General features: G+C 65.0%; 20 protein-coding genes. 12 read left to right on the forward strand and 8 right to left on the reverse strand.

Annotated elements, in window-relative coordinates:
- Nucleotides 1-34: 34 nt before the first annotated feature.
- The 3 genes from ACZI8Q_RS16695 to ACZI8Q_RS16705 form a co-directional block, all read right to left on the reverse strand.
- Nucleotides 35-1,429 carry an HNH endonuclease signature motif containing protein gene (locus tag ACZI8Q_RS16695; RefSeq protein WP_463374780.1) on the reverse strand — a complete coding sequence of 465 codons (1,395 nt, stop codon included), beginning with the start codon at nucleotides 1,427-1,429 and terminating at the stop codon, nucleotides 35-37.
- A gap of 303 nt (nucleotides 1,430-1,732) precedes the next feature.
- Nucleotides 1,733-2,377, reverse strand: coding sequence for a response regulator (locus tag ACZI8Q_RS16700; protein WP_463374685.1), 645 nt, complete (start codon nucleotides 2,375-2,377; stop codon nucleotides 1,733-1,735).
- A complete protein-coding gene (locus tag ACZI8Q_RS16705) occupies nucleotides 2,374-3,612 on the reverse strand; it encodes a sensor histidine kinase (RefSeq protein ID WP_463374686.1) in 1,239 nt (412 codons plus the stop codon). Before ACZI8Q_RS16705 ends, ACZI8Q_RS16700 begins: the two co-directional genes overlap by 4 nt.
- Before the next feature lie 120 nt (nucleotides 3,613-3,732).
- On the opposite strand from ACZI8Q_RS16705, the gene ACZI8Q_RS16710 reads away from it, so the two are divergent.
- Nucleotides 3,733-4,785, forward strand: coding sequence for a hypothetical protein (locus ACZI8Q_RS16710; RefSeq protein ID WP_463374687.1), 1,053 nt, complete (start codon nucleotides 3,733-3,735; stop codon nucleotides 4,783-4,785).
- Here ACZI8Q_RS16710 and ACZI8Q_RS16715 read toward each other — a convergent pair.
- Nucleotides 4,724-6,271, reverse strand: coding sequence for a CCA tRNA nucleotidyltransferase (locus ACZI8Q_RS16715; RefSeq protein WP_463374688.1), 1,548 nt, complete (start codon nucleotides 6,269-6,271; stop codon nucleotides 4,724-4,726). The genes ACZI8Q_RS16710 and ACZI8Q_RS16715 overlap by 62 nt on opposite strands.
- Before the next feature lie 51 nt (nucleotides 6,272-6,322).
- Here ACZI8Q_RS16715 and ACZI8Q_RS16720 point away from each other — a divergent pair, with 51 nt between their 5' ends.
- From ACZI8Q_RS16720 to ACZI8Q_RS16745, 6 genes are all read left to right on the forward strand, one after another.
- Nucleotides 6,323-6,859 carry an NUDIX hydrolase gene (locus ACZI8Q_RS16720; protein ID WP_463374689.1) on the forward strand — a complete coding sequence of 179 codons (537 nt, stop codon included), beginning with the start codon at nucleotides 6,323-6,325 and terminating at the stop codon, nucleotides 6,857-6,859.
- Nucleotides 6,856-9,288 carry a glycoprotein gene (locus tag ACZI8Q_RS16725; protein ID WP_463374690.1) on the forward strand — a complete coding sequence of 811 codons (2,433 nt, stop codon included), beginning with the start codon at nucleotides 6,856-6,858 and terminating at the stop codon, nucleotides 9,286-9,288. Before ACZI8Q_RS16720 ends, ACZI8Q_RS16725 begins: the two co-directional genes overlap by 4 nt.
- On the forward strand, nucleotides 9,285-13,217 hold the full coding sequence (gene murJ, locus ACZI8Q_RS16730; protein ID WP_463374691.1) for a murein biosynthesis integral membrane protein MurJ: 3,933 nt from the start codon (nucleotides 9,285-9,287) through the stop codon (nucleotides 13,215-13,217). Before ACZI8Q_RS16725 ends, murJ begins: the two co-directional genes overlap by 4 nt.
- Before the next feature lie 434 nt (nucleotides 13,218-13,651).
- Nucleotides 13,652-13,945 (forward strand): hypothetical protein, encoded by a 294-nt coding sequence (locus ACZI8Q_RS16735; RefSeq protein WP_463374692.1) that lies wholly within the window; start codon nucleotides 13,652-13,654, stop codon nucleotides 13,943-13,945.
- A gap of 93 nt (nucleotides 13,946-14,038) precedes the next feature.
- A complete protein-coding gene (gene sigM / locus ACZI8Q_RS16740; protein WP_463374693.1) occupies nucleotides 14,039-14,623 on the forward strand; it encodes an RNA polymerase sigma factor SigM in 585 nt (194 codons plus the stop codon).
- Nucleotides 14,624-14,702: 79 nt separating this feature from the next.
- Nucleotides 14,703-15,485, forward strand: coding sequence for a hypothetical protein (locus ACZI8Q_RS16745; protein WP_463374694.1), 783 nt, complete (start codon nucleotides 14,703-14,705; stop codon nucleotides 15,483-15,485).
- Nucleotides 15,486-15,490: 5 nt separating this feature from the next.
- On the opposite strand, the gene ACZI8Q_RS16750 is transcribed toward ACZI8Q_RS16745, so the two are convergent.
- The gene (locus ACZI8Q_RS16750) at nucleotides 15,491-16,051 is read right to left on the reverse strand and encodes a TetR family transcriptional regulator (protein ID WP_463374695.1); all 561 of its coding nucleotides are present in this window, start codon (nucleotides 16,049-16,051) and stop codon (nucleotides 15,491-15,493) included.
- A gap of 100 nt (nucleotides 16,052-16,151) precedes the next feature.
- On the opposite strand from ACZI8Q_RS16750, the gene ACZI8Q_RS16755 reads away from it, so the two are divergent.
- From ACZI8Q_RS16755 to ACZI8Q_RS16775, 5 genes are all read left to right on the forward strand, one after another.
- Nucleotides 16,152-17,144 (forward strand): SDR family NAD(P)-dependent oxidoreductase, encoded by a 993-nt coding sequence (locus tag ACZI8Q_RS16755; protein ID WP_463374696.1) that lies wholly within the window; start codon nucleotides 16,152-16,154, stop codon nucleotides 17,142-17,144.
- Nucleotides 17,141-18,322 carry an NADH:flavin oxidoreductase gene (locus ACZI8Q_RS16760; RefSeq protein ID WP_463374697.1) on the forward strand — a complete coding sequence of 394 codons (1,182 nt, stop codon included), beginning with the start codon at nucleotides 17,141-17,143 and terminating at the stop codon, nucleotides 18,320-18,322. The genes ACZI8Q_RS16755 and ACZI8Q_RS16760 overlap by 4 nt, the downstream gene beginning before the upstream one ends.
- Before the next feature lie 68 nt (nucleotides 18,323-18,390).
- On the forward strand, nucleotides 18,391-19,374 hold the full coding sequence (gene trxB / locus ACZI8Q_RS16765) for a thioredoxin-disulfide reductase (protein WP_463374698.1): 984 nt from the start codon (nucleotides 18,391-18,393) through the stop codon (nucleotides 19,372-19,374).
- 39 nt (nucleotides 19,375-19,413) lie between these two features.
- Entirely contained in the window at nucleotides 19,414-19,737 is a 324-nt protein-coding gene (trxA, locus tag ACZI8Q_RS16770) for a thioredoxin (protein ID WP_463374699.1), read from the forward strand.
- Between the two features lie 162 nt (nucleotides 19,738-19,899).
- Nucleotides 19,900-21,099, forward strand: coding sequence for an N-acetylmuramoyl-L-alanine amidase (locus ACZI8Q_RS16775; protein WP_463374700.1), 1,200 nt, complete (start codon nucleotides 19,900-19,902; stop codon nucleotides 21,097-21,099).
- On the opposite strand, the gene ACZI8Q_RS16780 is transcribed toward ACZI8Q_RS16775, so the two are convergent.
- From ACZI8Q_RS16780 to ACZI8Q_RS16790, 3 genes are read right to left on the reverse strand one after another with little or no spacing between them, the layout of a single operon-like run.
- Nucleotides 21,045-21,809 carry a GNAT family N-acetyltransferase gene (locus ACZI8Q_RS16780; protein ID WP_463374701.1) on the reverse strand — a complete coding sequence of 255 codons (765 nt, stop codon included), beginning with the start codon at nucleotides 21,807-21,809 and terminating at the stop codon, nucleotides 21,045-21,047. The genes ACZI8Q_RS16775 and ACZI8Q_RS16780 overlap by 55 nt on opposite strands.
- Nucleotides 21,809-22,933 (reverse strand): ParB/RepB/Spo0J family partition protein, encoded by a 1,125-nt coding sequence (locus ACZI8Q_RS16785; RefSeq protein ID WP_463374702.1) that lies wholly within the window; start codon nucleotides 22,931-22,933, stop codon nucleotides 21,809-21,811. Before ACZI8Q_RS16785 ends, ACZI8Q_RS16780 begins: the two co-directional genes overlap by 1 nt.
- Entirely contained in the window at nucleotides 22,930-23,934 is a 1,005-nt protein-coding gene (locus ACZI8Q_RS16790) for a ParA family protein (RefSeq protein WP_463374703.1), read from the reverse strand. The genes ACZI8Q_RS16785 and ACZI8Q_RS16790 overlap by 4 nt, the downstream gene beginning before the upstream one ends.
- Nucleotides 23,935-23,950: the final 16 nt, after the last annotated feature.

The raw sequence follows: 23,950 nt of genomic DNA on the forward strand, positions 1-23,950 counted from the left end.
CATCACGCGGCGAGTGCGCAGATCTCGTAGCTCGCTAGGGGACGTCTTCGTCGTCGGAGGTTTCGGTGATCAGTTCGTGTGGGTGGTGGCGGTGGTTGATCCGTGGCCGACGGGAAGGGTCGATGTGCCGTGGCGGGGTCCAGGTGGTTCGTCGACGTGATCGGTGGGTGGCCCATCCGTTCTCGGAGTCGTTGACGAGGGCATGGCAGGCGTCGCAGGCCAAGGTGAGGTTGTCGATGTCGGTGCCACCACCGCGGCGCCAGTCGCGGACGTGATGGACCGCGCACCGGGTGGGTGGGGCCACGCAGCCGGGCCGGGTGCAGCCGGCGTCGGCGGCGATGAGCGCGAGCCGCTGATTGACGGACGCGAGACGGGAGGTGCGGCCCAGGTGCAATGGCCGACCGTGATGATCGAACACCGCCAGCACCGGATGCGATCGTTCGGCGAGCGTCAACGCGTCGACGATGGGCAGCAGCCCGCCGGTGGCGGTGGTGGCCACCCCGCCCGCAGCTTTCTCGAGTTGATCGAGGGTCATGGTGATGATGGTGGTGGCCGGCAGCCCACGGTGGGCGCCGAGCACCCCGGAGGACAGCACGGTCCGCAGCATCGCCGCCAATGCGTCGTGGTTGCGTTGCCCGGTGGTGCGGGTGTCGCGGGCGGCGGCGGCCGCCAACTGCTGGCGGTCGATACCGGGCTGTTCGGCGTCACCGACTGGGGAGTGCGGGTCGGTGGGGTTGTTCATGCCGGGACGTGCCCACTTCTCCAACACCGGGTCCAGGAGGGCCCGGGTGGTCGGGTCGAGTTCACCGGAGATCTTCGACATCAACTCCGAGTCCTGTGCGGACACGTGCAGACTGCGTCTGCGCGCCCGATCGCGGTCGTCGGTGAGGCTGCCGTCCGGATTCAGATACGCCAGCAACCTGTGCCCGGCGTGTTCCACATCTTCCGGTGTGCCGCCGCGGGCACAGTCGGCCAAAATCCTCTCCGCCGTCGCGAGTTCGGAACGGGAGATGTTGCGGGGCACCTTCCGCAGGGTGCGGCTGACCGCACGCAGGTGATCGTTGCCGATCGCTCCGTCGGCCCTGGCGGCCGCCGTTTCCGGAAGAGCCGCAGCACACGCCTCGCCGCCCACCGTGTGCCAGGTCCCGGCATCACGGGCGCGGGACACTCGTGCCGACGCCTCCGACGCCGACACCCGAATCACGTCCACGAGCAGTTTGTTCGGGCTGTTGTAGCCCAGACGCGCGGGAACAGACCTTTCGACGGTGTCGACGACCAGCCGATCCGACACCGCACCCAACCGGCGAACCGTTTCCTCGAGTCGGCGGATGGTCTCGACCACCTCATCATCGGACAGTGGCGTGAGATCGCCGTCGAGGAGGTCACCGGCCGCACAGCCGAGAACATCCAGACTCGCCGCGATACCCATACCCACCCCCCAATCCCTGAATCGAACCTGTGTTCGAAAGCCTACCTCGCAGGTCCGACAGGCGCCGGGTTTTCACAGAGACGACACAGAAGGAGGAGGGCTGGCCGAATACGGTTCTCGTCCACCAAGTGAGGTAGTAGCAAGGGCATTCCAGGTCAGGACAAGTGTGAGTGCGTGATCGGGGTGTCGAGCGTGGTGGCGTAGCGCGGCGGCGATGTTGTCCCAGCCCGCGGGGCGGAGCAGGCCGATTGCAGTATTGCGGCAGGTGGCCATCACACGGGTGCATGTGCGGTGCGGTACGAATCAGGCACCCGGACGTACGAATCCCGATTCGTAAGCACGAATGACGGCCTGCGTTCGATCGCGGGCACCCAACTTGGCCAACACATTCCCGACGTGTGTTTTCACGGTCTCGACTCCGAGGAACATCTCGGCGGCTATTTCCGAGTTCGACAGTCCCCGGGCCATCGAACGCAGCACCTCCTGCTCCCGACCCGTCAAACCGCCAGCACCCTCGACACCCATGTGTGACCCCACATTGGCGACGAGCGAGCGGATCGCTTCCGGGAACAGCAGTGACTCCCCGGCGAACACGGTGCGGACGGCCTGCACGATCTCGTCGGCGTCGGCCCGCTTGAGCAGGAAACCCGACGCGCCCACCCGCAGAGCGTCGTACACGTACGAATCGTTGGCGAAGGTGGTGACCACCAGTACCTTCGGCGGCGTACTCGAGGCACTGATCAGATGCCGGGTGGCGTCGATACCGTCCATCAGCGGCATCCGAACGTCCATCACCACCACGTCCGGATCATGCCGGTTCACGAGATCGAATACCTGGGTGCCGTCCGACGCGTCGGCAACCACCTCGATCTCCGGTTCGGAGTCGAGGATCGCCCGAAACCCCGTACGTACCAGTGGATCGTCGTCGACGATCAACGTCTTGATCACGCGCTCTCCCAAGGAAGCATCGCCTCGCACAGCCACACACCGGGCTCGGCACGACCAGAGCGGAATTCCCCGCCCAACAAGGTGACTCGCTCACGCATCCCCGTCACACCGCGACCCTTCCGATCGGCGGCGACCATCTTCCGCACGCCGTTCGTGACGGCAATCCGTACGCATTGTTGCGTCACGTCGATACTCACCTCGATCGACTGCGCGTCGCCATGCCGAATTGCATTGGTGAGACTCTCCTGAACCACGCGGTACGCCTCACGCGAGACGGTAACGGGCACCGTCGCACGATCACCATTCATCGTCACCCGAACGTCCGCACCGGCAACCACGAACAGTCGCTCCACCGCGGTGAGATCGGGAGTTCTTGCTCCCGTGGGGTTTTCGTCACCGGTACGAAGTATCGCCAGCACGCCGTCGAGTTCGTCCAGGGCTCCGCGTCCTGTTGTCTCGATGTGCCCGAGGGCTGTTCGCGCGAACTCAGGGTCGTCGTCGAGTACTCGGCGCGCTGCCGCAGCCTGCATGGTTACCGCCGTCAGCGCGTGGCCGATCGAATCGTGCAGCTCCCGCGCCAAACGGTTGCTCACCGCCAGCGCCTTCTCCCGCTCCTGCAGGTCGGCAATCCGATCGGCAGGTGTCGGGCCCAGGAGGACGGGTGCAACACGAGCCAGCGCCCACCCTCCGGCAACCATGGCGTAGAGCGACACGAGAATCGAGGCGACGCCGCCCACCACGGCAAGTACCTGGTCGGCGGCCGTGTCGATCGTCCACCCCATCTGCTCGAGGGCGGTGATCGTGTTCGTGTCACTCGCCTCGAACGGTGTCGCGATCAGTCCGACGCCGGTGGGTATCCCGTACAGCACCACCAGGGTGACCACCGAACCCAACAGCAGCACGAACCAATACCAGGCCGCCGTTCGGCGACGAGTCGCCCAGTCATGCACGGCCGCCGGAGGCGGGCCCGGCAGATGCACACCCAACAATCCGCGGGCCGCAACGATGGACAAGGTGCGAACGGGCGGAACGAGAACGATTCCGAACGCAATAGCGAACGCCAGCAACACCAACAGCAGCAGCGGCACACTCTGATCGCCCGAACCCTCACGGATCACCACCACACACATGGCAACCAGACCGGCATAGGGGAGCAGCAGCACGAAACCGAGCATCAGGTGCACTGCACGCAAATACGTCACGCCACTGACCAGCGGCGCAACCAGCCTTCTCACGGTATCCCGCACCCTCGCATCATCGCAGGAACGCACCCTCATGCGATTCCCCCACGCGGGGGAGGGCAATTCACCCCGGCTCGGGATACGGAAAACCGCCATCCACACGACGCTGAGATCATGACAATCCTCGACAACGGATACACGCACCGACAGCTACCGACAAACTGGCAACCAGCGACCCGAATATTCCTGTGCCTGTGCACGATCCTTGCCACCTTGCCGTACCTGACGTTGAAAACCCTGTGGCTCACCGGAAGCGACATCGGCGTCACCGATCCCGAATTCCTCGACGACCCGGTGGTTCACGGTCTCAACCTGGCCACCGCAGGCATGGACGCCATCGCGGTCGTCATCGCCGTTGCGTTCGTGAGTCGCTGGGGAATGCGGACCCCGGCGTGGCTGCTGCTCCTGCCCGCGTGGGTGGCCGCCGGACTACTCACGCCCATCGTCGTCGCGGGACCGCCGAGCGCGCTGTTCGCAATGTCCGGGGATGCCGCTCAGAGCAACCTTCCGCTCGAGGCCTGGGTGGCCCCGATCGTCTATGCCGGCTTCGGCATCCAGGGCATCTCCCTGACCGGAGGCTTTCTCTTCTACGCGGTAGCGCGGTGGGGGTATCTGCTGCGCGGGCACCTCATACGGCCGACTCGCGGTGCCGTGCAATCGATGCTGTCTCAGATCAGTCTCCTCGTGGCGGTGATCGGCGTCGCCGTCGCGGCCACTTCACTCGCCTGGGCGTGGGGCGTGACGTGGGGAGTGCCCGCCGACATGCAGGACGCGCGCACGGCGACCACCACCATCGTCGGGACCACCCACGCTCTGTTCGCGGCCGCAGCGGTGGCCGCCACCCTCGCACTCGTCCACGGCTCAGCACCCGGCCTCACCTACCGAGCCACTGCGGTGACCGCCTGGGTGGGAAGCGCCGCCATGTTCGCGTGGGGGCTGTGGGGCCTGATCAACACGCTCACCGCGTCCCCGCTCAGCGCCGAGTCCGCGGACGGGTTTGCGCTGTTCAATCTGCACGCCCTCGCCCAGACCTTCTCGGGATTGGTCCTGGGAATCGTGGCTCTGGCGGCGGTGACCGCACGGGCCGACCGGCTCCACGCTGAAATCAGCTCTTCGGCTGCTGCGCCCACCACGACAACAACTCGGCTTCCGCTTCGTCGCGACTGAGCGGACCTCGATCGAGCCGGAGCTCCTTGAGGAACTTCCACGCCTTGCCCACCTCGGGGCCGGCGGGAATCCCGAGAAGCTCCATGATCGCGTTCCCGTCCAGATCCGGGCGCACCCGCGCCAGATCCTCCTGTGCGGCGAGCCTGGCGATCCGCTCCTCGATGTCGTCGTACGTGGCCTGCAATGTCGCCGCACGGCGCTTGTTGCGTGTCGTGCAGTCCGCACGCACCAGCTTGTGCAGGCGCGGCAACAGCGGGCCCGCATCGGTCACGTACCGGCGCACCGCCGAATCGGTCCACTGGCCCTTGCCGTACCCGTGGAACCGCAGGTGCAGGAACACCAACTGCGATACGTCGTCGACCATCTGCTTGGAGTACTTGAGGGCGCGCATCCGCTTGCGCACCATCTTCGCCCCGACCACCTCGTGATGATGGAAGCTGACGCCGCCGCCCGGCTCATTACGTTTTGTGTCCGGCTTGCCGATGTCGTGGAGCAATGCCGCCCAACGCAATACCAGGTCAGGGTCGGATTCCTCGAGGTCGATGGCCTGTTTCAGCACCGTCAACGAATGCCAATACACGTCCTTGTGCTGGTGATGCTCGTCGATCTCGAGCTTCATCGCCGGCACCTCGGGCAGCACCCGCTCGGCCAGACCCGTCTCGCACATCTTGTTGATGCCGTCGATCGGGAACTCCCCGAGAATCAGCTTGTCCAACTCGACCTGTACCCGCTCGGCACTGATCCGGTCGATCTGCCCCGCCATGTCGATGATCGCCCGATGCACCCGATCGCGGAGCGTGAACCCGAGCTGCGAGACGAATCGCACCGCGCGCAACATCCGCAGGGGGTCGTCGGCGAACGACGTCTCCGGCGCGGACGGCGTGTCCAGCTGGCCCTTCAGCAGCGCATCCATGCCGTTGAGCGGGTCGACGAATGTGTGCGAACCGTCCGCGTCGATACGAACGGCCATCGCATTGACGGTGAAATCTCGCCGAACCAGGTCGTCCTCGAGCTTCGAACCGAACTCGACCACCGGATTACGGGACACCCGGTCGTAGGCATCCGCCCGGTACGTGGTGATCTCGATGTCCTGGCCGAACTTACGCGCACCCACCGTGCCGAACTCGATCCCGACGTCCCAGACCGTGTCCGCCCACCCCTTCAGCAGGGCCTGAACCTGCTCCGGACGTGCATCGGTGGTGAAATCGAGGTCGGTACCCAGACGTCCCAGGATCGCGTCACGGACACTGCCACCGACCAGGTACAGCTGATGACCCGCCTCGGCGAACAGCGCGCCGAGAGGAGTCAGCACATCCGACAATTGTCGCAACGTCACCGCGGCCGCAGCCAGCAGGCGCTCACGCCGTTCGTCGTCGACGACAGCGGACGAGGCGTCGGAGCCGGGGGGAATTGTCACGTCCAAGGAGCTTACCGACGCCCGCAAACCGCCATGTACGCACACATCCGTCCCTGCTCGCGCGGGCATCGTCGCGTGTGGCGTTCGAGGGACACCCGCAAGCCCTCTACTATCGATTGAGTGTCTGCCGCCGATCGTGCCAACAGGAGCCGCCGCAACTCGCGGCGGCGGTCCGGCGTCGGCTCACCCGCAAAAACTCGGCTGCGGACGGTTCGTGAAACGTCTGCCGGTGGCCTGGTGGTCAATGGTTTGGGCGGTCCTCGCGAGAACCTGTGCGCAGCCCTGATCGGACGCACCGATCGCCGCGGCAGACTGTTGTGGTCCCTGCCCAAGGGGCATATCGAAAGCGGCGAAACCGCCGAACAGACCGCAATGCGGGAAATCGAGGAAGAAACCGGCATTCGGGGGAGTGTGCTGGCCTCGCTCGGCAGCATCGACTACTGGTTCGTCACCGAGGGCCGTCGAGTTCACAAGACCGTGCACCACTACCTGCTCCGCTTCCTCGGCGGCGAACTGTCCGACGAGGACGTGGAGGTCACCGAGGTTGCTTGGGTTCCGCTCACCGAACTCGCCGCCACACTCGCGTACGCAGACGAACGTAAACTCGCCCAGGTCGCCGACGAACTCATCGCCGAAATGAATGCCGGGGCCGGATGAGGCCGGTCCTGAGCCGCGCCGGTGCCGCCATCATGACCGCACTCGCGGTGTCACTCGTCCCGGTCACGACCGCCCCCGCGGCCTTCGCGGATCCCGCCCGGACGAGTCACCCCGTCCAGGCGCAGGAGCCGGTCCGCGGCGGCAACGACACCGAAGAGCCCGAGTTCCTGCACCTGACCATCGACGACGTGACGCCCGAGTACGTCACCACCTCGAGTGAGCCGACCGTCACGGTCGAGGGTTCGGTCCGCAACGTCGGCGATCGTCCGGTCGAAGATGTGAACGTCCGTCTCCAACGTGCCCCAGAAATCACCGATAGCCCGCGGTTGCGGTCGGTGCTGACGGCCGGCCAGTCCCGATTCGACACCGTCGGTCAGTTCGATGTCGTCTCGGAGCGTCTGGACGAGGGCGAGACGCAGGATTTTTCGCTGTCCCTGCCGCTGCGCTCGGACACCGGGCCGTCGCTCGACATCACCGAACCCGGCGTGTTCCCGATGATGGTCAACGTGAACGGCACACCCGAGTACGGCGGACCCGCACGACTCGACGACGCCCGGTTCCTCTTGCCGGTTCTCGGCGTGCCCGGCAAAGGTGGCCTCGGTGGGGGCACGCCACCGGTCCCGCCGGACATCTCGAGTCCCGTCGAAATGACGATGTTGTGGCCGCTGGCCACCGAACCCAAGCTCGCCGCGGGCATCCCCGGTTCCGTGGGCGACCCGGTCCGATTGGTGGACGACGAACTCGCACGCTCGCTGAGCGAGGGTGGTCGACTCGACGAACTGGTCTCGGCGGTCGAATTCGCAACCCGAGACGACACCGACCCCGAACTCGCCGAGACTCTGTGCCTCGCCATCGACCCCGACCTGCTCATCACGGTCGAGAACATGACCCGCGGCTACCTGGTGGTCGACGACCCTCGACAGCCGACCGGTGCCGCACATGAGGGCACCGGCGCCGAGGCGGCCGCGCAGTGGCTCGAACGCGTCCGGGCGTTGGCGCAGGACATGTGCACCACCGCTGTGCCGTTCGCGCAGGTGGATCTCGCCGCTCTCACCGCGGTGGGCAACCCCAAGCTCACTGCCGCCGCACTCACGGCCCCCGCCGACATCGTCGACAACATCCTGGGTGTGCGCACACTGCGCAACCTGGTGTGGAGCGATTCCGGGGTGATGGACACAGCCACCGCCGCAACGGTCCGGCGCGAGCAGGATGTGACGGCACTCGTCGCCGCCAATGCCGTGGACACGGATCCTCCGTCGACCCTCACGGCGAGCTCTCGATCCGAGGGCGACCAACCCGGTGATACCGCCAGGATTCTCGAACCAGTCCCGCCGCAGCAGGGGAAGTCGGCGGCCGGAGCAGTGGACGCCCTGCTGTTCGATCCGGCCGTGGCAACGGCACTGGCCGCGGTCGGTGAGACTCCGCAGACACCCTCCTACACACCGACCTCGCAGCGCTACAAGTTGACGAGCGATTCGCAGACCGCGCGCCGCCAGGACGCCCTCGGTGCCGTCGCATGGTCCGCGCTCAATCCGCCCGAAACCGGCGAAACGCCCGAACAACGATCGCTGATGGTGGTGCCGCCGCAGTTGTGGACGGCCGACCGAGACGATGCTTCCGCGATCTTGTCGGGCGTGTCGTCGCTGCTGCGTTCCGGATTGGCCGAACCGCGCCCGTTGGATGCGGTGATCGCGGGGCCCCCCGACATTCCCGGTGTCACGGAACTCGATTACCCCCATCAGGCCCGTGAAGACGGCACCGCCGAAGACGTACGCCTGGCCGCGGCCGATCAGTTGCCGCGCATCGAATCGTTCCAGGCAGCCCTCGTCTCCGATCCCCAGGGCATCCTGACGCCCGCCAGGTTCACCGCACCGCTGCGCGAGGATCTGCTTCGCGCCATGAGCCTCGCTCATCACCGTGACGCCGAGCAGGCACGCGCGCAGGACGCTGCCCACAACCGCGTCACACAGGTACGGGACGCGATCGACCGCATGGCGGCATCGGTGTGGGTGGTCTCGCCCGGCGGTGTCTACACCCTCGCTTCCGAGGAGAGTCCGTTGCTCCTCGTCGCCCGCAACGACCTGCCCATCGGTATCGACGTCCACCTGCATGTCGACGCACCGTCCGGGGTGAAGATTACCGACATCGGAGCCACCACGCTCCCACCACGGGGTAGCCGGACCCTCACCGTTCCGGCCCGGATCGACGACACCCGCAAGCTCGAGGTGCAGTTCTCCTTGACGACGGCCGATGGCCGGGCGCTCGGCGAGCCGACCACCGCCACCGTGCGGTCCAACGCCTATGGACAGGCTTTGGCCATACTGACCGCATGTGCCGGCCTGTTGCTGCTACTCCTCGCAGGCCGTCGCCTGTGGCATCGTTTCCGGGGCCAACCAGACCGAGCCGATGAAGGGTACGAACGTTCATGACCGGGAACCACCCCGAGCAGGACCGTCCCGTTTCCCGCTCTCATGCCCCCTTCCGCCCCCGAGCCGGCGGTCGGGAGCGTGGGTATCACGACCCTTTTCAGTACGCGGCAGACGATGCTCCCACCGTGCAGTTCGCTGCGATCCGCACCGATCCGCACCCCGAACCGACCCCGGAACCCGACTCGGCGACCGACCAGCCCGACGAGCCCGGGACACGACGGAACCCCGGGCTCCTCGCTTCGACCGGTTCGATCGCGATCGCCACCCTGATCAGCCGCATCACCGGGTTCGCGAAGCAATTGCTGATCGTGACCGTCCTCGGTGCCGGCATCGCCAGTTCGTTCACCGCGGCCGCGGTGATCCCGAACATGATCGCCGAACTGCTTCTCGGTGCCGTACTCACCGCAATCGTCGTTCCGGTGCTGGTCCGCGCCGAACGTGAAGATCCAGACCAGGGTGTCGCCTTCATCCGCCGCCTGTTCACGGCCACGCTGGTGCTTCTCGGGGCGGGTGCCCTTCTCGCGACCGCTGCGGCGCCGATCCTCGCGCAGATGCTGATTCCCGACGACGGTGAAGTCAGTACCGCGCTCACCACAGCGTTGGCGTATCTACTGCTACCCGCCATCGTGTTCTACGGACTGTCCGCGCTGTTCACAGCCATTTTGAACACCCGGCAGGTGTTCCGGCCCGGCGCTTGGGCGCCGGTTCTCAACAACCTGGTCGTGCTCGCCGTGCTGGTGATCTACCTGTTGACGCCTGGCGAGATCACGCTCAACCCGGTCCGCATGTCGGATCCCAAACTGCTCACCCTGGGTATCGGCGTGACGCTCGGTGTGGTTACCCAGGCCGCCACCGTCTTCCTGGCAGTTCGCCGCGAAAAGATCGACCTGCGTCCGCTGTGGGGGCTCGACGACCGGTTGAAGCAGTTCGGCGGGATGGGCATCGCCATCATCTTGTACGTCCTGCTCAGCCAGGCCGGTATGGTCGTCGTGTACCGCATCGCCTCACAGTTCGACGAGGCCGGGCCGGTCATCTACAGCAATGCATGGGCGATCCTGCAGCTGCCGTACGGCGTGCTCGGCGTGACGGTGCTGACCGTCATCATGCCAAGGCTGAGCCGCAACGCAGCTGCCGATGACACCCCCGCCGTCGTCGACGATCTGTCCGTCGCCACCAGGCTCACGATGATCGCGCTCGTCCCGGTCATCGTGTTCCTCACCTTCATGGGGCCACAGGTCGGCGAAGCGCTGTACGGCTACGGCAACTTCGGTTCCTCCGACGCCAATCGGCTCGGTGAGGCCGTCAGCTGGTCCGCGTTCACCCTCATCCCGTATGCCATGGTGCTGATCCACCTGCGCATCTTCTATGCCCGAGAGAAGGCGTGGACTCCTACCTGGATCGTTCTCGGCATCACCACCGTCAAGATCGCCCTGTCCGCGGCGGCACCGGCGCTGACGTCCAACCCCGATCAGGTCGTGATCCTCCTCGGCGCAGCCAACGGATTGGCGTACATCACCGGTGCGTTCATCGGGGGGTTCCTGCTGCACCGCAGTCTCGGAAACCTGCAGATGGCGAACGTCGGCAAAACCGTGTGGACCGTTGCCGTCGCGTCCGTCATCGGCGCACTCGTCATGCTGGGGGTCGACCGACTTGCCGGGCTCGACAGACTCACGGATGCGCTCGGCGGCCCGGGTTCGATGGTGCGGGTCATCCTCGACGCGGTTCTGATGCTGGGACTGACGTTCATCATCATGTGGTTCGCCAAGATCCCCGAAATCCTTGCCATCACAGTCACCGTCGCCCGTAAGGTGCGTGCGCTGCGTGGACACACCGAGCCGGAACCCGATGTCGATCCGCTTCTCGATGCGCAAACCGAACTCATTCCGGTGATTCGAACCGGGCAGGACGTGCAGGATGAACACTCGGGACTCCCGTACTCTGGAAACCCACGGGAAGGAATGCAGCCCGGGCAAGGTCGGAGTTGGGCATTCGAAGGTGAAGGAGTGAGGGTGAGCGACGACGACGTGCCCGGCGGCAAGGCTGCCGGAGGTTCTGCGGTGCAGGCATCCGAACGCGACGCGGCCCAGCGCTCCGGTTCGAGCAAGTCCGCCGATTCCAGCAAGCCTGCCGAATCGAGCAAGCCTGCGGGAGCGGACGAAACCCCTCCGACCACGGCAACTGCACCGACCACGGCAACTACACCACCCAAGGCGGTACCGCCTCGCTCGGCACCGTCGGCCCCCGCGCCTCCCGAGGCCCCCCCGCGTCCCGAGGCCCCTGCGTCGGGACGTGACCACACCGTCGATACCGGCGTCATGCCGATCGTGACGGGTCCCGGCCGCAGCGAGGCGCCCCGGCCCGGTGCTCGTGGCCCCAAGCTGATCCCCGGCGCCTCCGTGGCAGGCGGTCGTTACCGTCTCCTCACCCCACACGGTGGTGCCCGCGGTCTGCAGTTCTGGCAGGCACTCGACATCAAACTCGACCGCGAGGTGGCGCTGACCTTCGTCGACGCCGAACAGCAATCGAGTTCGAACGGTCCGGAAGGATCGCAGGCCATCCTGTCGCGGACCCTCCGCCTGGGCAGAATCAATCAGCCCGGCCTCGCACGTGTTCTCGACGTGGTCCGCGGTAGCTCCGGTGGCATCGTCGTCGCCGAATGGACACCGGGCCGCTCACTTCGCGAGATGGCCGATACCAAGCCCTCTCCGATCGGTGCGGCAAAGGCGATCCGTGCGCTCGCCGCCGCCGCCGAGGCGGCTCATCGGGCGGGTGGGGCGTTGTCGATCGATCATCCCGACCGGGTTCGAATCAGTATCAACGGCGACGCCGTGCTGGCGTTCCCCGCCACGCTCTCGGACGCCGATTCCAGCTCCGACGTGCGCGGACTCGGCGCCATGCTGTACGGCCTCATCACCGCAAAGTGGCCACTCCCCGAGCCTGCGACCCCAGGTCAGTCGCCGGATCACAAGCCGGGCAGCGTCGGTGGCATGCGCTTCGCGGACCGGGAATCGACAGGGGCACCCGTCAGCCCCCGCGTGATTCGGCCCGAGGTGCCCTTCGAGATCTCTGCGGTCGCACTGCGCTCCCTCGAACCGGGCAGTGGCATTCGGACCGCCGCAACCATTCAGCACATCCTCGACCAGGCGTCCGTCGTCAACGAGAAGACGGAAATGATCCCGGCACTGCGACTCGGCCAGCGCGCTCCCGGTGCCTCCGGTCACGCCCTCGCCGATCCCGAGGCAGTCGAAGCCGAGAAGAAGAAGTCCAACCAGATGCTGGTCGCATTGGCGGCGCTGTCGGTGGCCACCGTCGTGGCGCTGGCGCTGCTCGGATTCTGGTTGGCGAACTTCCTCACCGGTAGCGGATCGGACGCACCCCTGACCGAGCAGACCAACATCGGGCTCACCGGTGTACCCGAGGAGCCTGTTGCGGGCACCGAAGACGGCGAGAACACGGGCGGCGAACCTGCTCCGCCCGCCGCGGCACCCGGTCCCGACGTCGTACCGGAGGGCGCGGTCGTCTTCTCGCCCCAGGGAACCCCGGACAGCCCCGCAGACGCTCACCTGGTCATCGACGGTGACCCTGCCACCACCTGGAGCACCGACGCCTACTTTCAGCCGTTCCCAGCGCTCAAGAACGGTGTGGGCCTGATGGTGACACTGCCCGCTCCCACCAAGATCGCCGAAGTGAGCATCGACTCTCCGACACCGGGCACCCGGGTGGAGATCCGTATCGCCCCGACCCCCGATGCGGGGCTCACTCAGACGCAGGTGGTCGGGGCGGCGGAATTGCGCAGCGACGTCACGAACGTTCCGGTGCAGATGGACGGCGCCACGCAGAACGTTCTGGTGTGGATCACCGACCTGTCCACTGAGGGCGGGCAGAACCAGTCCGCCATCGGAGAAATCCGATTCAAGGCAGCCGAGTAGGACGAGGACGCTCAACCCTCCGTCAGGCGGGGGTCCGACAATCGGACTGAACAACGGCGGCGGAAACGGCAACACCGCGGTCGGCAACGGCGGCAACGCACGCTCCGGCGATGCCACGACAGGAGCGACCACTGGCGGAGATGGCCTCGGCGGCTGGGGCTTCGGAGGCGACGGGACGGGCGGTAACGGTGGAAACGCCGCCGGCGGTAACGGCGGCACCATCAAGGAAGCGCCGGCACAGGAGAGTGGCGGCGGAAGCGGAATCATCTGCACCGTTGGTGGATTCCTGCCATTCCCGATTCCTGCCATTCCCGATTCCTGGCTGCTGATCCAGGAGCCGAAGACTCTGCCAGGGGCCAACTTCGGACCCCTCGGAGGCCCCTGGCAGGGCTCCACATCCTCGTCGATCCGTCCCCGCTCGCAAGGAGTTACCTATGTCCCAGACCAAGAAGTTCACCATTCAGATAATCGCCTTCACTGCAACTACCCTGATCTTCGGCGCCGGAATCGCGAGCGCAGAACCCAGCGACAACCACGCGATAGACAGCCTCAGCGGGGAAGTGCCGGATACAGTTCCCACCCCGGCAACGTCTCCGCCTCCTGTCTTCGTCCATATCCCCGGTATTTCACTGCCAGGAATTTCTGTCGGTGGCACCACGGTCGGTACGGCCGGCGTTGCTTTCCCAGGCGCAGAGCTCGAGCTACCGGATACGCCAGAGTTGCCGTGACCGCACACCACCACCCCCTCCGCTTCGGCTTCCGCGGAGGGGGTGGGATCAGTCCGACTCACCAAACGTCGATCCGTGAGCTAGTATCCGCCCGTGTACTTCTACAGGGGGGAGGGCGGCGAGGACGAACCGTCCGACATCGAATTGCTCAACGCCCATGTCGCGGGTGATCCGCATGCTTTCGCTCAACTCTTCCACCGACATCAGAATCACCTGTGGCACGTCGCGAAGCGCACCAGCTATTCGCCGGAGGATGCGGCGGACGCTCTGCAGGACGCCATGCTTTCGGCGCACCGGAACGCCTCGTCGTTCCGGCGGGATGCGGCCGTTCGTAGCTGGCTGCACACCATTGTCGTCAACGCCTGCCTCGACAAAATTCGGCGTGCCAAGGCCCGGCCCACGCAGCCGTTGTCACCCGACGAGGATGTCCATCCACCCACCCGCCGCGACGAAACAGCGGCGGTGGAAACCCGGTTGATGATCCAAAAGGCGCTGCACCGGCTACCTGACGAGCAGCGCCTCGCAGTCGTGACCGTCGACATCGAGGGGCACCCGGTGGCCGACGCCGCCCGGATTCTCGGGGTGCCGCCGGGCACCGTGAAGAGCCGGTGTGCGCGTGGCCGCACGAAACTGGCGGAATTGCTCGAATATTTCCGCTACGACGGGAACCGATCGTGAACCTGCCGCGTCAAAACACAGTGAAGGCATGCGAGCAGCCGGGCGCGACACGCGCCGACATACAGGGGGAGGAGTGGTGATGGCCGGCGAAGACGACTTTTCGGCACGTCCGTACTCCACAGACCTGCTTTCGGATCTGCATGCGGGCGTGCTTTCCGAGTCGGACAGCGCACGGCTGTGGCCGCAGGTCCGCAATGATCCCGATGCGATGCGTGTCATCGACCAACTCGACGCACTCACGATGGAGTTGTTCGAGTTGGGTCGCGACGAGACCGGCGAGACACCCATTCCCGACAGTGTCGCGGCCAGGATCGACATCGCGCTGAACAACGCTTCTCCTACGGACGCACCATCCGCGGAACCGGGCGCACAGGTAGAAACCGACACACAGGTAGAAACCGACGGTGTCATCCGATTCCCGCGTAGGCGTCGCGTGTGGGCCATCGCGGGCGCGAGTACCGCTGCCGTTGCCATGGTGGCCGCCGGTGTCTTCCTCCCAACGGCAATCACCAGCGGCGACCCTTCCGGTGAACAGACCGTCGCACTCTCGAGCACCACCCCGGAACCCACGCCAGACCTGAGCTTCGCAGGTGAACCTGACCCTGGCGAGATGATGACATTGATGGGTTCACGCAACCTCGGTCCACTCGAGAGTCCGGAAGCTCTCTCCAATTGCCTACAGGCCAACGGAATTGACGCCTCACGGTCCGTTCTCGGCTCCGGACAGGTAATGGTTCGAGGACGTGCGGGGACCGCGATTCTGCTCGCCGGCCCACAGCCACCGCAGATCACCGCACTGGTTGTCGGAAATGATTGCGGTGCAAATAATCCCGACACGATCTCGCGCGACGACATAGGGTGACCGAATCAATCGACTTCGGGCAGCACAGAAGTGAGAAGTGTGAGAACTCGGTCACGAAGTTCCGGTGAATCATCTTCTTCGGCAACAAGACTCGTGAACAGTGCGGCACCGGCGCCGAGCACCAGCAATGCTTTCGCCGTGACGAGCGTGGATTCGTCGTCTCCGGCGAACAACGCGGTACTCGGGCCACTGAACCCCTGCCACAAAGCGGTTCTCAGATCCGCGTGATCGCGGATTGCCGCAAGTAGTCCCGGTGCGGCAGCACGTACTTCCGGCCTGGCAAAAAGTTCAGAACTCCCGGTCACCACCCACCGAATCCACCCCATCCGGTCGGTGCCCTCGAAGGGGCCCAGGTCGGGTGTTGCACCGAGGATCGCGTCGAGGACCAGATGGGCTTTCGACGGCCATCGTCGCGCCATGGACGCCCTGCCCACACCCGTCCTCGCCGCGATCGCTCGCAGGCTCAGCTGTTCCCATCCCACCTCGATCAGCATGTCCCGGGTTGCGGACAACACTTCTTCGTCGATACGCGGGTCGCGCGGTCTACCCGATCTGGTCACGTTCATCACCTCGAATTGTGTGACAAATAGGTAGGGAACGCTATATCGTCCATTTACGAGTCCACTGGCATCGTAATAATTGACATCACACGGATTGGTCGCAGAGATGAGAGTTGCTGTCACCGGGGCAACCGGATACGTCGGCGCGCACACCGCCGCGGCGCTGTTGACACACGGGCACACCGTGCGCCTCCTGACACTTCCCGGCGAGCCGAACGTGACCGCACTGTTTCCTGAGCAGTTGGTCGCCGAGCACGCAGATCGAATCGAGGTCATCGAAGGCGACATTCGTGACGCGACCGCGGTCGAGAGACTCCTCGAAGGCGTCGACGCACTGCTGCACGCCGCCGGCATCGTGGGCACCGACGACAGCCGAGAGCAGCTGATGTGGGAAGTGAATGTGCAGGCCACAGCGCTGATTCTGTCGAAGGCCGCGATGCTAGGGCTCGACCCGATCGTTCATGTGGCGAGTTTCAGCGCACTCTTCCCATCACCCGATCCCGTGATCGGCCCGGACAGTCCCTCTGCACTCGCAAGCAGCGCATACGGCCGGACCAAAGCGGCCGCGGACCGCGTGGCCCGCGGACTGCAACAGACCGGTGCGCCGATCGTCATCACCTATCCGGCGAGCGTCGTCGGACCCGGACTCGGCAGCCGAGGCATCACCGAACAAGGCTGGGAAACGATCCTGAGACTGGGAATTGCACCCAGCCTGCGAGGTGGGATGCAGATGATCGACGTACGGGATGTGGCAGCAGTCCACGCAGCTGTCATGGTTCCCGGCCACGGTCCTCGTCGCTACATCTGCGGTGGTGAGCTGATCTCGTTCAACACCATGGTCGACATCCTCGAACGCGAAACGGGCAGCAGGATTCGTCGAATCCCACTACCAGGAAGGCTGTTTCGTGCCATCGGCTCTCTCTGCGATGTCCTGCGTCCTGTACTGCCGACATCAGCGGGGCTCAGCCACGAAGCGGCCCGGCTGTTGACCTCCGCCGTACCTACCGACGATTCGCTGACACGATCCGACCTGGCACTCGAATGGCGATCACCAACAGACGCCCTCGCCGAGTCCGCACGAAACGGGGTTCCCGCATGAAGCCGTTCGAGACCGCACGACTCGGTCCGCTGACCCTGCGCAACCGATTCGTCAAGGCCGCGACGTTCGAGGGCGTCATGCCCCGAGGAGAAATCACCGACGACCTCGTCGACTTTCACGCAGAGGTCGCCCGCGGAGGTGCCGCCATGACCACTGTGGCGTATTGCAGCATCTCGAAAGCGGGCCGCGTCCACGCCAACACTGTCGTCCTCGATCGAGACCGCGTACCGGGCCTACGCAGACTCACCGACGCGGTTCACGCAGAAGGCGCTCTGGCCTGCGCACAGATAGGGCACGCCGGGCTGGTGGCCAACACCTTGTCCAACAAGTCCAAGACGCTCGCGCCGTCCACCCGATTGAGTCCACCGGCGATGGGACTCGTGCGCGGAGCCACCCTGGGTCAGCTCGACGAAATCGTCGAGCAGTTCGCATCTGCCGCCTGCAATGCGGTCGATGCGGGTTTCGACGCGCTCGAAGTGCACCTCGGCCACAACTACCTGCTCAGCTCGTTCATGAGCCCGAATCTCAACAAGCGCCGCGACCGTTACGGCAGCAACACCCGTGGCAGGGCAGAGTTCCCGCGCCGCGTTCTCGGACGCATCAGGGAAACCGTGGGGGATCGGGTAGCCGTGACCGCCAAGTTCAACATGGCCGACGGCGTCCCGAAGGGGCTGTGGCTCGACGAAAGCCTGCAGATCGCCCAGTGGCTCGAGGCAGACGGGCATCTCGACGCTCTTCAACTCACTGGTGGCAGTTCGCTCCTCAATGGCATGTACTTCTTTCGTGGCGAGGTACCGATGGCCGAGTTCGTCGCATCCCAGCCCAAACTGGTGGGCTACGGCCTGAAGATCTATGGCCCCAGGATCTTTCCCACCTACCCGTTCGAGGAGGCCTTCTTCCTCCCGATGGCCCGCCAGTTCCGTGAGGCCTTGTCCATGCCGCTCATATTGCTCGGCGGCATCAACCGGATCGATACCGTCGAATCTGCGCTGGAGGAGGGATTCGAGTTCGTCGCCATGGCGCGTGCCCTATTGCGCGACCCGTATCTCGTCGAGAAGTTTCGCGGGCACGAGGCTCGAGAGGGTCTGTGCATCCACTGCAACAAGTGCATGCCCACCATCTATCGCGGCACGCACTGTGTCATCCGCGATACCGGGGTCGGGAACAACACCCTCTAGTCTGGTGTTGACCCAATCGTGCACCTGCACGAAGGCACATCATCACCACTGACTATGGGAAGGCCCGCATGACCACTCCGTCGACGGTTCACGAACTCATCATCGTTGGCTCCGGACCTGCCGGGTACACCGCAGCCGTCTACGCAGCTCGCGCAGAACTCGAGCCACTGCTGTTCGAGGGTACCCAGTTCGGTGGCGCCCTCATGACCACCACGGACGTCGAGAACTTCCCCGGCTTCCGCGACGGAATCATGGGCCCCGACCTCATGGAGCAGATGCGTGAGCAGGCCAAACGCTTCGGCGCCGACATCCGCACCGAGGACGTCGACGAAATCGACCTTTCCGGCCCGATCAAGAAGATCGTCGTCGGCGGAGAGACCCACGAAGCCCACGCCGTGGTCCTCGCGATGGGCGCCGCTGCCCGCTACCTGGGCATTCCCGGCGAGGAAACCCTCCTCGGGCGCGGTGTCAGCGCCTGCGCCACCTGCGACGGATTCTTCTTCAAGGACCAGGACATCGCCGTCATCGGCGGCGGCGACTCGGCAATGGAGGAGGCCACCTTCCTCACCCGCTTCGCCAAGAGCGTCACCCTCGTGCACCGTCGTGACGAGTTCCGCGCCTCGCGCATCATGCTCGAGCGCGCCAAGTCGAACGACAAGATCCGGTTCGTCACCAACGCCACCCCGCTCGAGGTTCTCGGCGAGAACAGCGTGACCGGCCTGCGAGTGCAGGACACCGTTTCGGGTGAAGAAACCACCCTGCCCGTCACCGGCGTGTTCGTCGCCATCGGCCACGACCCGCGCAGTGAACTCGTCAAGGGACAGGTCGACATCGACGACGAGGGTTACGTGCGGGTTCAGGCCCCGACCACCGCCACCTCGCTCGACGGTGTCTTCGCGGCCGGTGACCTGGTCGACCACACCTACCGCCAGGCCATCACGGCCGCCGGAACCGGCTGTTCGGCCGCAATCGACGCCGAGCGCTGGCTCGCAGAGCGTGGCGACATCACGTCCAACACCGTCGCCGCCGCGGGTGCACCCGTCGACGCCTGACCCTCGTCTGCTCTTCCTCTCACCGATTAGGAGAATCCCGTGTCGAATACCGTCACCATCACCGACGATTCCTTCAAGCAGGACGTTCTCGCCAGCGACAAGCCCGTTCTCGTCGACTTCTGGGCCACCTGGTGCGGCCCCTGCAAGATGATCGCCCCGGTTCTCGAGGAGATCGCCGGCGAGAACTCGGACAAGCTGACCATTGCGAAGCTCGACATCGACGCCAACCCCGGCGCCGCTCGCGACTTCCAGGTCATGTCGATCCCGACGCTGATTCTGTTCAAAGACGGAAAGCCGATCAACACGATCGTCGGCACCAAGGGCAAGGCTGCCCTGCTGAAGGAGCTTGCCGACGTTCTGTGACGAGGACCATGCTCTCGTCACGGGCGTGAGAATCCGGGTCCCTGTGACAAGCGGGGTCCCGGATTCCCTCTTTAGTGGCAACGTCTGAGAGAATCTTTCGATATGCCCGTCCCGCACCAGCGGAAACGGACAGTATCGCCAACCGCACGAGAGGCTTGGAGAATGCATCGACTCCGTCACGGCGATCACGGCGCTGCCGTCGCGGAAATACGAGGCACGCTCTCCAACCTCGGCTTCCTGCACAACGGCGTCGCCGACACCCGACGTGAGGCCGCCAACGGCTCGCACTGGACCTCGCCCGACGCGATCTTCGATCATCATCTCGACAGTGCAGTACGGGCCTTTCAGCAACAACGGGGCCTCCTCGTCGACGGGGTGGTGGGCCCGGCCACCTATCGATCCATCAAAGAAGCCTCATACCGCCTCGGCGCACGAACTCTCATCTACCAACTGTCCGCACCGTTGTACGGCGACGACGTCGCCGCCCTCCAGACTCGGCTTCAGGATCTCGGTTTCTACATGGGCCGGGTCGACGGCTACTTCGGCCCGCAAACCCACGAGTCGTTGAGTTCGTTCCAGCGCGAGATAGGGATCGCGTCGGACGGGATCTGCGGACCCGACACGCTTCGCTCGCTCGAACTGCTCGGCACCCGGGTCACCGGTGGCTCCCCACATGCGATCAGCGAGGAGGAACTGGTTCGCCGGTCCGGTCCGCAGTTGAGTGGTAAGCGGATCGTCATCGACCCGGGACTGGGTGGTGAAGCCACCGGAGCTGTCGTACAGGGTCCCGAAGGTCTCGTATCGGAGGCGGAGATCCTCTGGGATCTCGCGAGCCGTCTGGAAGGTCGCATGTCGGCAACCGGCATGGAGACGTTCCTTTCACACCCTCAGACGTCCAATCCGTCGGAAGCCGAACGCGCCTCCACCTCGAATGCATTCGACGCGGATCTGATGATCTCGTTGCGCTGCGCCTGCAGTTCCAGCCCCGCCGCGAACGGTATCGCCAGCTTCCATTTCGGGAACTCGCACGGGTCCACGTCGATGATCGGTCAGGTTCTGAGCAGCTTCATTCAGCGTGAGATCGTTGCGCGAACCCAACTGCAGGACTGCCGAACCCACGGCCGCACTTGGGATTTGCTGCGTCTGACGGATATGCCGACCGTCCAGATCGACCTCGGGTACCTGACGAACAGCGCGGATTCGGCCGTTCTTTCCAGCGCACGCGCCCGTGACGCCATCGCAGAGGCCATCCTGGTGTCGGTGAAGCGGCTGTACTTGCTCGGGCAGGACGACCAGCCCACCGGGACTTACACGTTCGCCGAACTGCTCGCCGAAGAGCTGTCTGCCGCCGATCGCACCTGAGTCGCGGCACTCACACCAACGGGCGCACGAGAGTCCGCCTTCTCGTCGATCTCCACCATGCTCAGCGCCGCAGATTCGAGCAACTGCTCGAGCGCAGCCTCCACGTCTTCCTTCCATCCGATATCGCTGTCGATTTCGAGGCGCATCCGAGGGAAACGATGGTGGGGCGCAACAACTTCGAATCCGAACTCCGCGAGAAAGTCGGACCGGATCATGCATTCTCCGGGGGAGCACTGCAGTGTTGCCGTCGCCGAAGCCACATCGGAAGTCGTGCGGTCTTCGCCGGCGTCGGTGAGCCCGAATGCCTCCAGCGCACGCACGCCACGCCGCACCAGATCGGCCACCACCGCACGAAGGAGAGTGGCCCCCAGGTCCTGCTCCTCAGCAGCCGGCTCGAGCCGAACACTGGTGAGGAGCACGGCATCTGCGCTGACGGGTGCCGTAGGAAACAGGTGAGCCCGGGGGACCGTGTGGGGTGGCGCATACAGTGCGCTCCCCACCGGCTTGCCGTCCATCACGGCCACCTGACCGCACGACCCCCACTCGAGCATGACCATCGACAGCCATGCTTCCTTCTCGAACTCCTGATCGCAGAAACCCCGCGAATCATCAACGGCCGCCGGGTCCATCTCCCAGAAAACGCAACGCCTCGCATGGCCGGACAGTTGATCCAGCCCGTCCAGGGTGAGCGAACTGACGTGAGTGGACATCACTCGGGTTCCTGCGCCCCCATCATGTCGACGATCCGCTGCAAGTCGTCCACCGAGCCGAACTCGACGACGATCTTGCCCTTCCGTTTGCCGAGGCTCACGGTGACACGGGTGTCGAACGAATTCGACAGCCGCTCGGCCACGTCCTGAAGACCCGGCATCTGAATCGGGCGTCTACGCTGCTGCGGCTGTTGCGTGTCCCCGTCACTGCGGTTCGCGAGCGTCACCGCCTCTTCGGTTGCACGAACCGACATACCCTCTGCGACGATCCGGGCAGCAAGCACTTCCTGGGCATCCGCACCGGATTCCAAGGACAGCAATGCACGAGCGTGGCCCGCCGACAGCACGCCCGCTGCCACACGACGCTGCACGGGGATCGGCAAACGCAGCAGACGAATCATGTTGGTGACGACCGGACGTGAGCGTCCGATCCGCTCGGCCAGTTCCTCGTGCGTCACCTCGAACTCTTCGAGAAGCTGCTGATATGCGGCGGCTTCTTCGAGGGGGTTCAACTGCACACGATGAACATTTTCGAGAAGAGCGTCGCGGAGCATTGCGTCGTCGGCGGTCTCACGAACGATTGCTGGAATCGTCTCGAGCCCGGCTTCCCGGCTCGCCCGCCACCGGCGCTCACCCATGACGAGCTGATACTTGCCATCCCCGATCGGACGCACCACGATCGGTTGCATCAGACCGAACTCGCGAATCGAGTGAACTAACTCGGCGATCGCTTCGTCGTCGAACACCTGGCGCGGCTGCTTCGGATTGCGTTCGATGCTCTCGGGTGCTAGTTCGCGGTATACCGCACCGCCGGGGGAGGAGAGGGTTTCGTTGTCCTGGTTGCTGTCAGTGGTATCGGCGGCAGAACTCGGACCGTTGCCGGCGGTCTCGTCCTTCGCGCCGTCCGAGGCACCATCGCCGTCCGAGGCACCATCGCCGTTCGAGGCACCATCGCCGTTGGGTGCCGGCTTGGTCATCACGTCGGCAGGAGTTGGCATGCTCCGCGTGTCTGCCCCGATCACAACGTCGGCCGCCGCATTACCGAGACCAGGACCGGCTGCCGGCCCGGTCGGAATAAGAGCGGCCAACCCTCGGCCGAGTCCACCCTTACGCGTCTGGCTCATCTTTTCTCCTGCGTCGAGTTGGCAGCTGTACGTGCCGCGAGTTCGCGGCCCGCATCCAAATAGCTCATTGCCCCACGAGAGCCGGGGTCGTAGTCGAGGACGGTCATCCCGAAGCCGGGCGCTTCCGACACCTTCACGCTGCGGGGGATCACTGCCTTCAACACAGCGTCACCGAAGTGGCTTCGTACTTCGTCGGCGACCTGGTCCGCCAGCTTGGTGCGTCCGTCGTACATGGTCAGCAGCACCGTCGAAACGTGAAGTTCGGGGTTCAGGTGCGACTGCACGAGTTCGATGTTACGCAGCAGCTGCCCAACGCCTTCGAGTGCGTAGTACTCGCACTGGATCGGGATCAGCACTTCTTTGGCCGCCACCATCGCGTTCACGGTGAGCAAGCCGAGGGACGGCGGGCAGTCGATAAGGATGAAGTCCGCATCCACGTCGCCGAGCGCCTCGGACGTCAGCGCCGCCTTGAGCCGGCCTTCACGGGCCACCATCGATACCAGTTCGATCTCGGCGCCTGCGAGATCGATGGTCGCGGGAATGCAGAAGAGCCGTTCACTGTGAGGGCTCTGCTGAATCGCTTCCTTCGCTGTCACGTCCCCCAGGAGAAGCTCGTAACTGGAGGGGGTACCCGACTGGTGTGCCACACCGAGAGCGGTACTGGCGTTGCCCTGGGGGTCGAGGTCGACGACCAGAACCGTGAGTCCCTGCACTGCCAAAGCAGATGCCAGGTTCACTGCCGTGGTCGTTTTCCCGACGCCCCCCTTCTGGTTGGCGATGGTCAGGACGCGACGTTCAGGCGGCTTCGGCAGTGACACCGAACCCGGATGAAGCACTTGACTCGCCCGGTGCGCCGCGGCTCCGATCGGGGTTTCGTCCACCGAAAGGCTGGCATAAGGGACTGTGAATCCGTCCTCCTCATTCAGCGACTGGTCGGATTGACGGTCGGTTTCACGTGAAACTGTTTCACGTGAAACGGCGGATTCAGGTCCACCCGACATTGACTACTCCTTCTGT

The organism is Rhodococcus quanlei, assembly GCF_055231015.1.

What these genes read in the sequence shown, in the direction of transcription:
- murJ (WP_463374691.1), top strand. Translation starts at nt 9,285, where the DNA reads ATGACCGGGAACCACCCCGAGCAGGACCGTCCCGTTTCCCGCTCTCAT.
- ACZI8Q_RS16760 (WP_463374697.1), top strand. Translation starts at nt 17,141, where the DNA reads ATGAAGCCGTTCGAGACCGCACGACTCGGTCCGCTGACCCTGCGCAAC.
- ACZI8Q_RS16755 (WP_463374696.1), top strand. Translation starts at nt 16,152, where the DNA reads ATGAGAGTTGCTGTCACCGGGGCAACCGGATACGTCGGCGCGCACACC.
- trxB (WP_463374698.1), top strand. Translation starts at nt 18,391, where the DNA reads ATGACCACTCCGTCGACGGTTCACGAACTCATCATCGTTGGCTCCGGA.
- ACZI8Q_RS16745 (WP_463374694.1), top strand. Translation starts at nt 14,703, where the DNA reads ATGGCCGGCGAAGACGACTTTTCGGCACGTCCGTACTCCACAGACCTG.
- ACZI8Q_RS16790 (WP_463374703.1), bottom strand. Translation starts at nt 23,934, where the DNA reads ATGTCGGGTGGACCTGAATCCGCCGTTTCACGTGAAACAGTTTCACGT.
- ACZI8Q_RS16750 (WP_463374695.1), bottom strand. Translation starts at nt 16,051, where the DNA reads ATGAACGTGACCAGATCGGGTAGACCGCGCGACCCGCGTATCGACGAA.
- ACZI8Q_RS16780 (WP_463374701.1), bottom strand. Translation starts at nt 21,809, where the DNA reads ATGTCCACTCACGTCAGTTCGCTCACCCTGGACGGGCTGGATCAACTG.
- ACZI8Q_RS16710 (WP_463374687.1), top strand. Translation starts at nt 3,733, where the DNA reads ATGACAATCCTCGACAACGGATACACGCACCGACAGCTACCGACAAAC.
- ACZI8Q_RS16775 (WP_463374700.1), top strand. Translation starts at nt 19,900, where the DNA reads ATGCATCGACTCCGTCACGGCGATCACGGCGCTGCCGTCGCGGAAATA.
- ACZI8Q_RS16785 (WP_463374702.1), bottom strand. Translation starts at nt 22,933, where the DNA reads ATGAGCCAGACGCGTAAGGGTGGACTCGGCCGAGGGTTGGCCGCTCTT.
- ACZI8Q_RS16695 (WP_463374780.1), bottom strand. Translation starts at nt 1,429, where the DNA reads ATGGGTATCGCGGCGAGTCTGGATGTTCTCGGCTGTGCGGCCGGTGAC.
- ACZI8Q_RS16725 (WP_463374690.1), top strand. Translation starts at nt 6,856, where the DNA reads ATGAGGCCGGTCCTGAGCCGCGCCGGTGCCGCCATCATGACCGCACTC.
- ACZI8Q_RS16735 (WP_463374692.1), top strand. Translation starts at nt 13,652, where the DNA reads ATGTCCCAGACCAAGAAGTTCACCATTCAGATAATCGCCTTCACTGCA.
- ACZI8Q_RS16715 (WP_463374688.1), bottom strand. Translation starts at nt 6,271, where the DNA reads ATGCCCGCGCGAGCAGGGACGGATGTGTGCGTACATGGCGGTTTGCGG.